At 69.7% G+C, this 12,262-nt stretch carries 11 protein-coding genes; 5 read left to right on the forward strand and 6 right to left on the reverse strand.

Translation table 11 applies throughout. The features are described from left to right. Window positions 1–209: 209 nt before the first annotated feature. The gene (locus JUB11_RS29300; RefSeq protein ID WP_207462344.1) at window positions 210–950 is read right to left on the reverse strand and encodes a gamma-glutamyl-gamma-aminobutyrate hydrolase family protein; all 741 of its coding nucleotides are present in this window, start codon (window positions 948–950) and stop codon (window positions 210–212) included. A gap of 102 nt (window positions 951–1,052) precedes the next feature. Then, window positions 1,053–2,417 carry a glutamine synthetase family protein gene (locus JUB11_RS29305; RefSeq protein ID WP_207462345.1) on the reverse strand — a complete coding sequence of 455 codons (1,365 nt, stop codon included), beginning with the start codon at window positions 2,415–2,417 and terminating at the stop codon, window positions 1,053–1,055. 214 nt (window positions 2,418–2,631) lie between these two features. Between JUB11_RS29305 and JUB11_RS29310 the strand changes: the two genes are divergently transcribed. Both JUB11_RS29310 and JUB11_RS29315 read left to right on the forward strand, forming a co-directional pair. Continuing rightward, the gene (locus tag JUB11_RS29310) at window positions 2,632–3,357 is read left to right on the forward strand and encodes a GntR family transcriptional regulator (protein WP_207462346.1); all 726 of its coding nucleotides are present in this window, start codon (window positions 2,632–2,634) and stop codon (window positions 3,355–3,357) included. A 91-nt stretch (window positions 3,358–3,448) separates the two neighbouring features. Beyond that, entirely contained in the window at window positions 3,449–4,951 is a 1,503-nt protein-coding gene (locus JUB11_RS29315; RefSeq protein ID WP_207462347.1) for an aldehyde dehydrogenase, read from the forward strand. 107 nt (window positions 4,952–5,058) lie between these two features. Here JUB11_RS29315 and JUB11_RS29320 read toward each other — a convergent pair whose 3' ends face one another. The 4 genes from JUB11_RS29320 to JUB11_RS29335 form a co-directional block, all read right to left on the reverse strand. Beyond that, complete coding sequence (locus JUB11_RS29320) at window positions 5,059–7,023, reverse strand: methyl-accepting chemotaxis protein (RefSeq protein WP_207462348.1); 1,965 nt, start codon at window positions 7,021–7,023, stop codon at window positions 5,059–5,061. A 328-nt stretch (window positions 7,024–7,351) separates the two neighbouring features. After that, window positions 7,352–8,374 carry an NAD(P)-dependent alcohol dehydrogenase gene (locus JUB11_RS29325; protein WP_207462349.1) on the reverse strand — a complete coding sequence of 341 codons (1,023 nt, stop codon included), beginning with the start codon at window positions 8,372–8,374 and terminating at the stop codon, window positions 7,352–7,354. 78 nt (window positions 8,375–8,452) lie between these two features. Then, window positions 8,453–8,695 carry an antitoxin Xre/MbcA/ParS toxin-binding domain-containing protein gene (locus JUB11_RS29330; RefSeq protein ID WP_207462369.1) on the reverse strand — a complete coding sequence of 81 codons (243 nt, stop codon included), beginning with the start codon at window positions 8,693–8,695 and terminating at the stop codon, window positions 8,453–8,455. A gap of 211 nt (window positions 8,696–8,906) precedes the next feature. Beyond that, complete coding sequence (locus tag JUB11_RS29335) at window positions 8,907–9,923, reverse strand: substrate-binding domain-containing protein (protein WP_207462350.1); 1,017 nt, start codon at window positions 9,921–9,923, stop codon at window positions 8,907–8,909. Window positions 9,924–10,022: 99 nt separating this feature from the next. On the opposite strand from JUB11_RS29335, the gene JUB11_RS29340 reads away from it, so the two are divergent. The 3 genes from JUB11_RS29340 to JUB11_RS29350 are packed head-to-tail and all read left to right on the forward strand — an operon-like array spanning window position 10,023 to window position 12,260. Next, window positions 10,023–10,718, forward strand: a complete 696-nt coding sequence (locus tag JUB11_RS29340) for an ABC transporter permease (RefSeq protein ID WP_207462351.1) — start codon at window positions 10,023–10,025, stop codon at window positions 10,716–10,718. Window positions 10,719–10,722: 4 nt separating this feature from the next. Then, window positions 10,723–11,451: an ATP-binding cassette domain-containing protein gene (locus tag JUB11_RS29345; protein ID WP_207462352.1), complete on the forward strand. Its 729-nt coding sequence runs from the start codon at window positions 10,723–10,725 to the stop codon at window positions 11,449–11,451. Window positions 11,452–11,468: 17 nt separating this feature from the next. Beyond that, window positions 11,469–12,260 (forward strand): substrate-binding domain-containing protein, encoded by a 792-nt coding sequence (locus tag JUB11_RS29350; protein WP_247887418.1) that lies wholly within the window; start codon window positions 11,469–11,471, stop codon window positions 12,258–12,260. Window positions 12,261–12,262: the final 2 nt, after the last annotated feature.

Here is a 12,262-nt window from a genome sequence, read left to right on the forward strand (position 1 = left end):
CAGGTCGCGGCCAACAGCCGACGCTGGTGGCGCAACAGCGGGATGCTCCTCAACGCCGTCCTCACGATCAAATGGGCCGACCAACTCGGACTGCCCAGACTCGCAGGACCTCAATCCTTCGAACCGCCCGGTGCGGACCCGCATGCCGGGTGGTGTGGGAGGGGTGCGATCCACTAGGATCGCCCCCTATCCCGTTGCGGCGTTTGCCGTCAGGCCGCTTGGCGGCGCGCGGCAGCCTCGCGCAGAAAGGTCACGATCCAGCCGGCGGCCCGGTCGGAGCCGTTTGAGGCACCCGCCGCGTTCAGCGTTTCCAGCGCCGCGTCGGCCAGCGGCTCGGGCACGGAGTCGCCCCGCATCACCTCCAGCAGGGCGCGCTCGTAGGGGATGGTGAATTCCGGGTGCGCCTGGAAGGAGATGGCCGCGTCGCCGTAGGCCAGCGCCGCGTAAGGGCAGAAGGACGAGCTGGCGATGATCTCGGCGCCCGCCGGCAGCTCCACCACCTGGTCCTGGTGGACCGCGTTCAACAGGAGCGGCGCCGGTTCAGCCTCCCCCATCCAGGGCTTCGGCGCGATGATCTCGTAGCCGTGCGGGCCGACGCCCCAGCCGCGCTCCGACTTGGTGACCCGGCCGCCCAGCGCTTCCGCCAGGATCTGGTGGCCGAAGCAGATGCCGACGACCGGCACCCGCGCCTCGATCGCCCGCACCAGGAAACCCTTCAGCGGTGCCATCCAGGGCAGGTTGTCGTAGACGCCGTGGCGCGAGCCGGTGACCACCCAGCCGTCGCAGTCCTCCGGTCCTTCGGGAAACTCGCCGTCGACCACCGGGTAGACCTCGAAGGCCAGGGACGGGTCGGTCCGGCCGAGCAGCGCCTTGAACATGTCCGGATAGGAGCCGAAACGCTCGATCAGCGCCGCGCGGCTGCGGCCGGTTTCGAGAATGCCGATCTTCATGATGCCCTGTGACGCCTTTGCGAGGATGGTGGAATACGGTCGGACGGGTGATCCCGATGATAGGCAATGCGCCGGCGCGCCGCCATCCCCTAAGGGTATCCGCTACAGGACGCCCAGATATGTCGCGTATTCGGCGTCGGTGACCTTGCGCATCATCTTGTTGCGCTCCTGCCGCTTGCAGGCGCGGAAGACCGTGTGGAAGCTCTCGCCCAGCGCGCCCTGCAGGAGGATCGCGTTGTTGTTGAAGCTGTCCATGCCCCAGTCCCAGTCGGACGGCAGGGTCGTTTCCGGCGAACGGTCGTAGGCGCTGCCCTGGATCGGGGCCGGCGGTTCGATCCGGTTCTCCAGCCCGTGCAGCACGCCCGCGATGATCGAGGCCAGCACGAGATAGGGATTGGCGTCGGCACCGGCCACGCGGTGTTCGAAGCGGCGGGCGGCCGGGTTGCCGTTCGGGATGCGGATGGCGGCCGAGCGGTTCTCGTAGCCCCAGACCGCGTGGGTCGGGGCGTGGGTGCCCGGCTGGAAGCGCCGGTAGGAGTTGAGGTGCGGCGCGTAGATCAGCATGGAGGGGATCATGAACTGGAGCACCCCGCCCACCGCGTGGCGCAGCGCCGCCGTGCCCATCTCGCCGCCGTCGTCGAAGATGTTGCGCCCCTGCTCGTCCACCACGCTGCAATGGACGTGGAAGCCGCTGCCCGCCTGGTCGCCGTAGGGCTTGGGCATGAAGGTGGCGTGGAGGTCGTGGCGCCGGGCGATGTTGCGGACGATGCGCTTCAGCAGCACGGTCTGGTCGGCGGCCAGCACCGGGTCGGCGACATGCTCCAGGTTGATCTCGAACTGGCCGGGGCCGTTCTCGACGATGCAGGTGTCGCCGGGCACGCCCTGCACCTTGCAGGCGTCGCGGATGGCGGCGAAGACGGTGGTGAACTCCTCCAGCTCGTCCATCGAATAGACTTGGGAGGTCTCCAGCGCGTAGCCGGTCTCGGGCGCCGTCGGCGGGCGGGGGCGGCCGCGCTCCAGCACGTCGGACGCCATGAAGTAGAATTCCAGCTCCGTCGCGACCACCGGCGTCAGCCCCAGCGCCTTGAAGCGCTCGCACTGCCGGACCAGCACCTGCCGGGGGTCGGCCATGAAGGGCGTGCCGTCGGGGTTGTGCATCGTCATCAGCATCTGGGTCCGGGGGCGCGGCGCCCAGGGCACCATCACCATGCCCTGGCCGCAGGGGTGGCACACCCCGTCGCCGTCGCCCGTCTCCCACATCAGGCCGCTGTCCATCACGTCGGTGCCCCAGATGTCGAGCGCCAGGACCGAGCGCGGCAGCTTCATCCCCTCGTCGAACACGCCGTCCAGCGCCGTCGCCGGCACGCGCTTGCCGCGCAGGACCCCGTTGAGATCGGAAATCAGAAGGTCGATCTCCTCGACCCGGCTCGCCTGGTGAAGAAAGGCGCGCGCCTCCTCGAACATCATGATGCACCGCGGATGCTGTTGCGACCTGCAGCAATGTGATCACATTGAAAAAAGAGCGTCAATCACGATTTGATCACAAATCCCTCTCCCTTCGGCTAGTGTGCGGCCGGGCCGTCCGGGTCGCCGCTAACCCGTGACGGGAGCCCGGCGATGTGCTATTGCGCGCGAACGCCGCGACCCCGCGGCCCCATCCCGCACACGCTCGGACACGCCCATGTCGAAGGACGCCGCTCTCGATCTGCCGAGCCTGGAGCGTGGCGCCAGGGAAACCGTTGGGCAGTGGGTCTACCGCAGCTTGCGCGCGGCCGTGATGATCGGCCGCATTCCGCCGGGCCAGCCCCTGACCATCCGCGGAATCGCCGAGGCGCTGGGCGTGTCCACCATGCCGGTCCGCGAGGCGTTGCGCCGCCTGTCGGCAGAGCAGGCGCTGGAGATCCGCGACAGCCGCCGCGTGCTGGTGCCGCACATGACCCCGGCCCGCTTCCGCGAGCTGTGCGAACTGCGCATCGCGCTGGAGACCCACGCCGCCGAGCGCGCCCTGCCCTACATCACCCCGGCCCGGATCGAGGAGCTGGCGGCCATCGACCGGGGCATCGACGAGGCGCACGCGGCCGGCGACCAGGAGCGCGCGACCATCCTGAACCAGGAATTCCACCGCGCCATCTACACGGCCAACCCGCACCAGATCTCGCTCTCGCTGGTGGAGAGCGTGTGGCTCCAGCTCGGCCCCTTCGTGCGGCTGGCCCTGTCGCGGTTGCGCGAGCATTACAAGATCGACCGTCATTCCGAGGCGCTGGCCGCCATGCGCCGGCAGGACGCCTTCGCGTTGCGCATCGCCATCGAAGCGGACATCCGCGACGGCATCGCCCATGTCGGCACCAGCGAGCTGCTGACCGCCTATGTCGGCAGCGGCGGCAAGCGCATGGCGACGGTGGGCTAGAAAACCGGCTGGGCCAAGCCGGACACCGCCGATTGACAGGACCGCGGTTTGTGATCAGATTTTCCGACCATTCCATGAAGGAGCGATCACGATGCGCCGCGACACGATCCGCTGGGCCGAGCGCGCAGCCCTCCTCACCGCCGGCTCCATCGAGGGCCGCGCCTTCATCGACGGCCGCTACACGGCGGCGCTGGACGGCGCCACCTTCCAGTCCCGCAGCCCGGTGGACGGGCGCGTGCTGGCCGACGTCGCGGCCTGCGGCGGCGCCGACGTGGACCGCGCCGTGGCCGCCGCCCGCCGCGCCTTCGAGGACGGGCGCTGGAGCCGCCGCGACCCGGCCGAGCGCAAGCGCGTGCTGCTGGCCTTCGCCGACCGGATCGAGGCGGCGGGGGAGGAGCTGGCGCTGCTGGAAACCCTGGACATGGGCAAGCCCGTCGCCCACAGCCTGGCGGTGGACGTGCGCGCCACGGTGGCCTGCTTCCGCTGGTACGCGGAAGCCATCGACAAGATCTACGACGAGATCGCGCCCTCGCCCGCCGGCACGCTGGCGCTGGTCACGCGGGAGCCGCTGGGCGTGGTCGCCGCCGTTGTTCCCTGGAACTTCCCCATGATCATGGCCGCCTGGAAGCTGGCCCCGGCGCTGGCCGCCGGAAACTCGGTCGTGCTGAAGCCGGCCGAGCAGTCGAGCCTGACCGCGATCCGGCTCGCGGCACTCGCCGCCGAGGCGGGCCTTCCTGATGGCGTGTTCAACGTGCTGCCGGGCTTCGGCCCCGCCGTCGGCCAGCCGCTCGGCCTGCACATGGACGTGGACGGGGTGGTCTTCACCGGATCGACCGAGGTGGGGAAGCTGTTCCTTCAGTATTCCGGCCAGTCGAACATGAAGCGGGTCGGGCTGGAGTGCGGCGGCAAGTCGCCGCACATCATCCTTGATGACTGCGGCGACCTGGACGCCGCCGCCGAGGCCGCCGCCGACGCGATCTTCTTCAATCAGGGGGAAATGTGCACGGCGGGCTCGCGGCTGGTCCTGCACCGCGCGGTCAAGGACCGGGTGCTCGACCGCGTGCTGGCCCACGCCGCCACCCGCCAGCCCGGCGACCCGCTCGATCCCGCCACCACGCTCGGCGCGCTGGTGGACGAGACGCACACCCGCAACGTGCTGAGCTATATCGCCATCGGGCAGGAGGAGGGCGCCAGGCTCGTCGCCGGCGGCCGGCGCGTGCGGGAGGAGACGGGCGGCTGCTACGTCCAGCCGACCGTCTTCGACGGCGTGACGAACCGAATGCGCATCGCGCAGGAGGAGATCTTCGGCCCGGTGCTGTCCATCATCACCGTGGACAGCGCGGAGGAGGCCGTCGCGGTCGCCAACGACAGCCCCTACGGCCTCGCCGCCGCGGTGTGGAGCGACAACGTCAACACCGTCCACAAGATGGCCAGGGCGCTGCGCAGCGGCATGGTCTACGTCAACTGCTACGACGCCGACGGCATCACCGTGCCCTTCGGCGGCTTCAAGCAGTCCGGAATTGGCCGCGACAAGTCGCTGCACGCCTTCGACAAATACACCGAACTGAAGACCACCTGGATGAAGCTGCGCTGAGCCGGGCGGGCTTGTAGAAGCGGCCCCGGTCCTTTTCCGGGTCTCGATCCGGCGAGCCCGCGCGGATGTCTTCGGGGCGCTTCGCCGATGGCCGCGCGGAGGCGCCGTCAGGCGGCCCGGATGCTGGCGAGGAAGCGGTCGGCCTCTTCGCTCAGGCGGGCGGACTCGCGGGCCACCCCGCCGGCCGAGGCGAGCACCTGCGCCGCGGCCGTCCCGGTTTCGCCTGCGGTCGCGGTGACCGCGCCGATGGTCCGGGACATGCCCTGGGTGCCCTGTGCCGCCTGCTGAACGTTGCGGGCAATCTCCTGGGTCGCGGCGCCCTGCTCCTCCACGGCGCTGGACACCGAGGTGGTGATGCCGGTGAGGTTCTCGACACGGGCGGAGATGGCGCTGATCGCCTCGACGGCACGGCCGGTCTCCTGCTGGATGGCGCCGATCTGCGATTGGATGTCCTCGGTCGCCTTGGCGGTCTGGGTGGCGAGGTTCTTGACCTCCGAGGCGACCACGGCGAAGCCCTTGCCGGCCTCGCCGGCACGGGCCGCCTCGATCGTGGCGTTCAGCGCCAGCAGGTTGGTCTGGGCGGCGATGCTCTGGATGAGGGCGACCACCTCGCCGATGCGGTCCGTGGCGGCGGCAAGGCCGGAGACGATGCTGTCGGTGCGACGGCCATCCTCCGCGACCTCGTCGGCGACCCGCGCGGCCTCCGCAGTCTGGCGGGCGATTTCGGCGATCGAGGCGGACAACTCCTCCGTGGCGCTGGCGACCGTCTGCACGTTCGAGGAGGTCTGCTCGGACGCCGAGCTGACGGCCAGCGACTGGCGCTGGGTTTCCTCGGCGGCGGCGGACATCGACTGCGCCGTCAACTTCATGTCGGCGGCGGAGGCCGACACCGCGTCGACGACGCCGCGCACGCTCGCCTCGAAGCGGTCGGCCAGCATGGCCATGGCACGCTTGCGCTCGGCCTCCGACTCCATCCGGTAGGCGTCCTGTTCGGTGCGCAGCCGCTCGGCCTCCAGCATGCTCTCCTTGAAGACCATCACCGTCCTGGCCATCTGGCCGAGTTCGTCTCGGCGGTCGCGGCCGGGCACGTCCGTGCTGGTCTCGCCCCGGGACAGCCGGTCCATGGCCTCGCGCAGGCGGTCGATCGGGCGCGACAGGCCGCGGCCGAGGAACAGGGCCAGCATGGTGGAGGCCAGCAGCACGGCCAGGGTCGCCCCGGACAGGTACCAGCGCGTGCTGGTCTCCGTCGCCACGAAGGTCGAGATGTCCTTGACCAGCTCGACGACCGCCACGGGCTCGCCCGCGAAATTCTTCAGCTGGGCCACATAGATCGCGACCGGAAGTTCCCCCTGCACGCCCCGGCGCAGAACGACGGCGCCACCGAACGCGGCGGCCATCTCCTCCGGCGAGGCCAACGTCTTCTCCGCCAGGCTGGAGCCGAGCGTGGTGAAGGCGTCGCCCTCGCGGCGGTGGACGGCGAGGTCCACCCCGAACCGCGTCTTGATGCGGTCGATGAAGGCCGGGCCGAAGGTGATCCCGACATCGATGGCGCCGACGAACCGCCCGCCCGTCGAGACGGGCGCCACGCTGTAGATTCCCAGATTGCCGCGACCCGGCTCGATGCCGGTCACCGGCGTGTGCCGCTCGTTCACGAGGGCCACCGTGCGCCGCCGCTGCCGGACGTCGTCGCCGAATTTCTCGGGATCGTGCACGCGGTAGGCGGTGATGCCCGGCGGCTTCGTGAAGGACCATGTGCCGACTCCCTGCCCCTTGGCGGCGGCCTGGGCCTGCCCGAGGACCGCCCCCAGCGCGGCGCGGTCTTCCCGCTCCAGGGCGTCCTGCACGGCGGGCAGCCCGCCGATGACCGACGCCACCGCCGAGGCGGTGCGCCCCTCCGCGTCGAAGGAGGCTATGACGCTTTCATATTGAAGGTGCATCTCGCGCTCGAGCGCAAGATTGGTCAGTTCGGTCTCCGCGCCCATGGCGATGACGCCCAAAACGGCGGACGCGCCGGCGGCGGTGGCCGAAATGGCGACCACGAGCCGCAGGGCGATCGATCGGAACTGCACCATGACCATGCTCCTTGTTCCTGCCCCATTGCACGCGAAACGGGGTTGCGGGCAGGCGAATAAAAATCATGGCCTATCTATGTCCCGGAAATTATCACCAAAGTATTAAGAGGAATGGTGATCATCGGAGACACGATTTTCTTAACCATCGAACAACATCCGCTCCTTTCCTTTTTGTTTCTCTGCTCCGTTCCGCATGTTGATGCGGACACGAATAGAAGATTCCTGTTCTCCCTGCCCCTGTTTCAGAGAACGGGCAGCCTGTAAATTAGGGAAAACCCTACAAACCCGCGCCCATGCGTGGTTCCGTGAACGGGTTCCAGCGATGCGGTCATTCCGCAAAGGAGACGCAGACCTTTCCGACATGCCCACCGTCCGGAAAATCGCGGATGGCCGCCGCGACTTCCGTGAAGACGTAGACCGTCCCGTCGATGACGGGGCGCATCCGGTGCTGCTCCATGGCGCGGAGCATGTCCTCGAACATGTCGCGGTTGCCGACGGTGACGCCCTGGAGGCGGATGTTCTGCGTCACCACATGGGGCAGGCTGAATTCCCCGGCGGCACCGCCCAGCACCCCGATGAGGCTGATCGTGCCGCCGCCCCGCACGGCGCGCACCGACTGGGCCAGCGTGCCCGCCCCGCCGACCTCCACCACATGGTCGGCGCCGGTGCCATTGGTCAGTTCCCGCACCGCCCGTCCCCATTCCGGCACCGCGCGGTAGTTCACGAGATGGTCGGCGCCGAGTGCCCGCGCGCGGTCCAGCCTTTCGTCGCTGGACGACAGCGCGATCACGCGGGCGCCCTGCATCTTCGCGAACTGGAGCGCGAAGAGCGACACGCCGCCCGTGCCCTGCACCAGCACCACGTCACCCGCCTTGACCGGATTCTGCGCGACGATGGCGCTCCAGGCCGTCACGGCGGCGCAGGGCAGTGCCGCGGCCTCCAGGTCCGTCAGGAAATCGGGAACCCGCACGGCGGCCTGCTCCTCGACCGCCATCAGTTCCTGCATGACGCCGTCGCGCGGGCCGCCGAGCTGTGAGCGCCAGTGGCCGTCCTTGAAGGGCCCGCTCACCCAATCCTGGAACATCGTCGGACAGGCCCGGTCCCCGACACGGAACCGCGTCACGGCGGCCCCGGCCGCGACCACCTCCCCCACCCCGTCGGACAGGGGCACCAGGGGCAGCGAGCCGCTGCGGTTGCCGTAGCCGCGCCGGACCATCACATGGTCGCGGTAGTTCAGGCTGGCCGCCCGCATGCGCAGCAGGATCTGCGTCGGCCCGGGCACCGGTTCGGCGCGCTCGGCGAGGACGATGTTGTCCACCGACCATTGGTCCCGGATTTCCATCACGCGCATTGCGTTGCCTCCCACGGAAACCGCCTCGGCCTGTCAAGTTGATGGCGCACAACCCGCTGCCGGACGCGCCGGCATGGATCAGGCCGGTAGCCCATGCAGGATCGCGTCGAGAACCGCTTCGACATGCCGGGCGCCGAATTCTTCGACGGCATGGTCAATGGGCGTGCGGTCGCCGAGTTCCGGATGAGGCGTGGTCAGCCATTGCCGCGCGTCGTCCCGGTCGCGCCAGACAAAATCGGCCTGGGCGATCACGTTCGCCAAGCGCGCCGTGCGCTCGCTTTCCGTCGGGCTGAGCCGTCCTTCGCGCCGGCGACGCTTCAGCGTGCCCCCCGGCGACGATGCGCCTCATGAACGCACGGCGGGCCGCCGGGTCGGCGTAGAGATGCCCGGCCACATGGTCGAGCGCGCCCACGCTCACCCCCTCGGCGAGGCCTTGCTGCAAATCCAGGGGCGACGCCACGGCCCGCGAGAAGACCGCAGGGCCGCCCATGACATTGACGATGTCCTGAACCTGCATCACCGGTTCTCCAACTCAGGCAAAACCATCCTGGTATCCGCTGGCCCGGACCGACCGCTCCCGGATGCCCGCAACCAGGGCCGTGACGCCTTCATCCTCCGCCAAACCCGCGCGCATTCCAAGATAGTAGGTCTCCAATCCACAAGGGACGAAGGCGAGGCCGAAGCGGTCGGCGACGGCGCGCACGCCCATGCCGGCGTCGGCGGCGCCCGAGGCGATCACGGCGGCGACGGCCTGGTGGGTGAATTCCTCCGTGCCGTAGCCGGCGATGGCTGTGGGCGGAAGGCCGGACGCACGCAGGAGGCCGTCGAACCAGATCCGGGTTCCGGAGCCGCGCTGGCGGTTGACGAAGCGTGCCCTGGTCGTCGCGATGTCCGCGACCGAACGGATGCTCAGCGGGTTGCCGGCGGCCAGCAGGAAACCCTGCTCCCGCCGGAAGAGCGCCCTTACGGCAAAGGCACCATCGGGCTGGAACAGCTGGTCGAAGGGCGGCTCCGGGGATGGTTCCGCATCACCGTCCAACCCGCCGATGTGGAAGCCCGCGAGGTCGGCGCCGCCGGCCAGCAGCCGTTCGACGGAAACGGCACTCCCGGCCACGGTCACCTCGAATCGCCGCTCCGGATCGGTCCGCTCCGCGAGCCATTCCATCAGAAGCGGATCGTGGCTGGCGGAAAGCCGCAGCGCCGGCTTCGGCGCGTCCAGCATGCGCGCGAGCCGGTCCTGGAGCACCTGCCCGGCCTCGGCGAGCGGCACCTCCAGCCGGGCCATGGCGGTGCCCAGCGCGTCGCGCAGCTCCGCGCCGAAGGCGGTCAGCACGCTGCCGTGCCCCTTGGTCTTCACGACCAGCGGCTGGCCCAGCGCCGCCTCCAGCGCCTGCAACCGCCCCCAGGCCGTCCGGTAGGACAGGCCCAGCGCCTCGGCCGCGCCGGCCAGCGAGCGGTCCGTGCCGATCCGCTCGAGCAGGGCCAGCGTCTGGCCGAGCGCGATGGTCTCGCCGCCCAGCACCATGTCTCCCTCAGCCTTGAGCGTCACGCGCATATGCAAACCGCTTCATATTGAAATGCCGTCGGAAGCGAGAGCATAACGTATACGGCATACACATCAACCCCCCACCGGAACACCTCCAGCATCATGCTTGCCAGCTTCGCCGCCGCCGTCTCGCTGATCGGCACCTTCGACCCGGAGGTGATCCGCATCCTGCTGCTGTCGCTGGCGGTCAGCGGCAGCGCGGTGCTGATCGGCTGCGTCATTGGACTGCCGCTCGGCGCGCTGGTCGCGGTGGCGCGCTTTCCGGGGCGGCAGGCCGTGACGGTGCTGCTGAACGCCTTCATGGGGCTGCCGGCGGTGGTGGTCGGGCTGATCGTCTATCTGCTGCTGTCGCGATCCGGGCCACTCGGCGGGCTGGGGCTGCTCTTCACACCCACGGCGATGGTCATCGCCCAGACGATGCTGGTGACACCGCTGATCGCCGCACTGACCCGCCAGGTCATCGAGGACAGCGACCGCGAACTGGGCGAGTCCCTGCGTTCCCTGCGGCTGTCGCGCTGGCAGCAGGCCCGCACGCTGCTGTTCGACGCGCGCTTCTCGCTGGTCGTCGCGGTGCTCGCCGCCTTCGGGCGCGCGGTGTCGGAGGTCGGGGCCGTGCTGCTGGTCGGCGGCAACATCGCCGGCCACACCCGCACCGTGACCACCGCCATCTCGCTGGAAACGCAGAAGGGCGACCTGCCCCTGGCGCTGGCGCTGGGCATCCTGCTGATCGCCGTGGTGATCGCCGTGAACGCGGCGACGACGGGCGTGCGCGCCTTCTCCATGCGCCGGTACGGGTGACGCCATGGGGGTCACGGTCACCTTGCGCGACATCCGTTTCCGGCCCGATGGGCGTACCGTGCTGGACGGGGTGAACGCCGTCGTCGGCCCAAAGGGAATCACCGCCATCGCCGGCCCGAACGGCGCCGGAAAGAGCGTCCTGCTGCGCATCATCGACGGGCTGCTGACAGCCGATTCCGGCAGCGTTGAGTTCCAGGGAACGGGCGCCCGCCCGGTCCGCCGCGCCTTCGTCTTCCAGAAGCCGGGTCTGATCCGCGCCAGCACCGCAGAGAACGCCGCCCTGGCACTGCTGCCGATGAAGCTGCCCCGGCAGGAGGCCGCCCGGCGGGTGGAGGAAGCGCTCGCCCATGTCGGGCTCGCCGGCCGCGCCGGGGACCCGGCGCGCAAGCTGTCCGGCGGGGAGCAGCAGCGGCTGGCGCTCGCCCGCGCCCTGCTGACCGAGCCGGACCTGCTGCTGCTCGACGAACCGACGGCCAGCCTTGATCCGAACGCCACGGAGGAGGTCGAGCGTCTGGTCGCCCAGGTCGCGGCCGGGGGCACGAAAGTCATCCTCGTCTCGCACAACCTGGCCCAGGTCGCCCGTCTGGCGCGCGACCTGATCCTGCTGACGGAGGGCCGCGTCGCCGAACAGGGTTCGGCGCGCGCGCTGCTCACCAACCCGCAAACGCCCGAAGCAAGGGCCTATCTGAAGGGAGAAATGCCTTGGTTGTCCTACCCCGCCGCGGCCTGCTGAGCCTCGCCGCCGCCCTCCTGTTCGCCGCCGCCGCTCCGAACCCGGCGCGCGCGCAGAGCGAGACCATCACCGTCGCCTCGACCACCTCGACCGAGCAGTCCGGCCTGTTCGGTCATCTCCTGCCGAAATTCACGGAGAAGACGGGCGTCGCCGTCAAGGTCGTGGCGCTCGGCACCGGGCAGGCGCTCGACGTGGGGCGGCGCGGCGACGCGGACGTGGTCTTCGTTCACGACAAGGCGGCCGAGGAAAAGTTCGTCGGCGAGGGCTTCGGCGTGAAGCGCCAGGACGTCATGTACAACGACTTCGTCATCGTCGGCCCGAGGAGCGACCCGGCCAAGGCCGCCGGAAAGGACGTGGGCGAGGCGCTGCGCCGGATCGCCGGTGCCAAGGCTCCCTTCATCTCGCGCGGCGACCGCTCCGGCACCCATGCGGCGGAGCTGCGCTACTGGAAGGCCGCCGGCGTCGAGATGGAGACGGCCAAGGGCGGCTGGTACAAGGAAATCGGCCAGGGCATGGGTCCGGCGCTGAACACCGCCTCGGCCTCCAACGCCTATGCGCTGACCGACCGCGGCACCTGGCTGTCCTTCAAGAACCGTGGCGATCTCGCGGTGCTGGTCGAGGGCGACAAGGCCCTGTTCAACCAGTACGGCGTCATCCTGGTGAACCCGGAGAAGCACGCGCACGTGAAGGCCCGCGCCGGGCAGTCCTTCATCGACTGGCTCGTCTCGCCGGACGGCCAGAAGGCCATCGCCGGCTACAGGATCGAGGGCGAGCAGCTCTTCTTCCCCAACGCCGCGGCGGGTTCCTGATC

This window comes from Azospirillum sp. SYSU D00513 (assembly GCF_017356015.1).
In the GTDB taxonomy this organism is placed as follows: Bacteria; Pseudomonadota; Alphaproteobacteria; order Azospirillales; family Azospirillaceae; genus Azospirillum.

Bases quoted from the DNA above. Each gene is read 5' to 3' on its own strand.
- JUB11_RS29315 (WP_207462347.1), top strand. From the start codon at position 3,449: ATGCGCCGCGACACGATCCGCTGGGCCGAGCGCGCAGCCCTCCTCACC.
- JUB11_RS29310 (WP_207462346.1), top strand. From the start codon at position 2,632: ATGTCGAAGGACGCCGCTCTCGATCTGCCGAGCCTGGAGCGTGGCGCC.
- JUB11_RS29340 (WP_207462351.1), top strand. From the start codon at position 10,023: ATGCTTGCCAGCTTCGCCGCCGCCGTCTCGCTGATCGGCACCTTCGAC.
- JUB11_RS29300 (WP_207462344.1), bottom strand. From the start codon at position 950: ATGAAGATCGGCATTCTCGAAACCGGCCGCAGCCGCGCGGCGCTGATC.
- JUB11_RS29345 (WP_207462352.1), top strand. From the start codon at position 10,723: ATGGGGGTCACGGTCACCTTGCGCGACATCCGTTTCCGGCCCGATGGG.
- JUB11_RS29320 (WP_207462348.1), bottom strand. From the start codon at position 7,023: ATGGTGCAGTTCCGATCGATCGCCCTGCGGCTCGTGGTCGCCATTTCG.
- JUB11_RS29325 (WP_207462349.1), bottom strand. From the start codon at position 8,374: ATGCGCGTGATGGAAATCCGGGACCAATGGTCGGTGGACAACATCGTC.
- JUB11_RS29305 (WP_207462345.1), bottom strand. From the start codon at position 2,417: ATGATGTTCGAGGAGGCGCGCGCCTTTCTTCACCAGGCGAGCCGGGTC.